This is a genomic window from Maritalea sp. (assembly GCF_051251695.1).
Taxonomy (GTDB): domain Bacteria; phylum Pseudomonadota; class Alphaproteobacteria; order Rhizobiales; family Devosiaceae; genus Maritalea.
In genome coordinates, this window is the sequence record NZ_JBPOEU010000108.1 from 1 (window position 1) to 2,125 (window position 2,125).

Here is a 2,125-nt window from a genome sequence, read left to right on the forward strand (position 1 = left end):
GTGTAAACGTGCAGCAGCGCTCCTGCTTGATGCAAATGCTTCGCAGTAAAGGCGATGCCAATTTTAACGGGTGTCAGCGACAAGCCTTTTTTAATAATGGGACTGGTGTTATTAAACTGGGTGATGGCCTTTCTGCGCGCCCAATAATCAGAAGACGCTTCTAAGCGTGCAATCAGGTCGCCCAACAAGTTATGCTCTACGGTCATGCCATACGGCGTGAGGTTACGCTCTTTATCGCCATATAGGTTCAATTTACGTACCGTTAGTGGATCTTTACCTACTTTTCGTGCAATCGCGTCCATCATCGCTTCGGCTACGATCATACCTTGTGGGCCACCAAAACCGCGATAGGCAGTGTGTGACACCTGATTAGTGCGACAGCGATGGCCCGCCACATTGACGTTCTCAAGGTAATAACCGTTATCACAATGAAACATTGCCCTGTCAACAATGGCATCAGATAAGTCAGGTGAGTGCCCGCAGTTACCGTTGATGTCGATATCAGCAGCCCTGATTAGGCCTTCTTGGTTAAAGCCCACTTGATAGCTGTTTTCAAATGGATGGCGCTTACCAGTGGCAATCATGTCTTGCATGCGTGGTAGGCGAAGTCTTACAGCGCACTGGTTACGTTTGGCAAGCAGAGCAGCAATACACGCCCATTGTGCCGCTTGGGTTTCCTTACCGCCAAAACCACCACCCATACGGCGCATATCCACCACGACCTTATGCAATTTGCAGCCTAATACTTCTGCGATAAGTTTTTGAACTTCACTGGGGTGCTGACTCGATGTGTAAACCAATACGCGGTCTTCCTCATCGTTTATCGCCATAGACACTTGGCCTTCAAGATACATGTGTTCTTGACCGCCGATGCTTAAATGCCCTTGAGCATTAAGTTCGCTTCGGCCAAAGGCAGTGTCAAAATCACCTTGTTGCATAAAATGCGCTGGGCGCACAAAATTACTCTGCTGTTTTGCAGTTTCAACCGTTAGGCACGGCGCAGATGGCGTAATATCAATTATGGCTTTGAGCGCAGCCTGCCGTGCATGTTGCACGCTGTCGGCTAATACCGCGAATAAGGCCTGACCGTTGAATAACACTCGGTCTTGGGCAAAAATAGGGTCGCCATCAAATACTGGGGCGATATCCACATGACCTGGTACGTCATCCACAGTAATCACGTCGGTTACGCCTGGGCTTGCCCATACAGCCGTTAAATCGATAGAATTTAACGTACCTGAGGCTTCAGGGCTGGTGCCCACTGCCGCGTACTGCAAATTAGCAGGTTGGGGCATGTCGTCCACGTAACGGGCTTGGCCGCTGACTTGGCGAATAGCACTTTCGTGAGGATGTGATTTGCCTACTTTCCCTTGGGGGTTACTGGTAAACGGCTGTTCAATAAGTTTACGCATGGCCGTAACCTCGCTGTATTGGTGAATGAAAAAAGCTAAGAAGACAATCAGGCACCCAAGGTGCAAATGATTCGTTAACAGAAATAAAACAGCAATGGTTATTCATATGCGTGCACTCGCGTTTCAATTTGCTGGCTCTGTTGATTCGTTTGCAACCAAAAGCGCCTAAACAGATTGACCAACAAGGCTTGACGATACTCAGCGCTGGCGCGCACGTCGTCAAGGGGGGTAAACGATTCACTAAGTACTTTTTTGCCTAACTCAAACGTACTGATTTTAGACCAGTCTTTGCCTTTAATGGCATCGCTCAAGGCATCAACTGACGCTGGTGTGGCTGCTACGCCGCCAAAACCAGATTTTAGTTGTAATACGTTGCTGTTCTCGTCTAGCGCCAAATTAAACACGGCACACACAGCTGAGATATCATCTTCTTGGCGCTTAGAAATTTTATACGCCCGCACTTGGGCGTTCGGCTTAAGGTAAGGGATGAAAATCGCTTCAATCCACTCATCATTTTGCAACCGCGTTTGGCGATAACCTGTGAAAAAGTCGCTAATAGCAATGTCTCGACGAGTCGTGCCATTATCTACCTTGATCACTGCATTTAGCGCCAATAGCGCTGGGGGCATATCGCCGATGGGGGAGGCGTTCGCGACATTGCCGCCCAGGGTCGCTTGATTACGGATAGGTGTAGAGGCGAATCTGTCTAGTAG

General features: G+C 48.8%; 2 protein-coding genes. Both read right to left on the reverse strand.

Translation table 11 applies throughout. The annotated features are described in order from the left end of the window. Window positions 1-1,412, reverse strand: a 1,412-nt coding sequence (locus tag ACSHWX_RS18510; RefSeq protein WP_435669681.1) for a molybdopterin cofactor-binding domain-containing protein, incomplete at its 3' end; no start/stop codon positions are given. 98 nt (window positions 1,413-1,510) lie between these two features. Continuing rightward, window positions 1,511-2,125 (reverse strand): FAD binding domain-containing protein (locus ACSHWX_RS18515; RefSeq protein WP_435669682.1); only part of this gene is annotated, 615 nt, incomplete at its 5' end.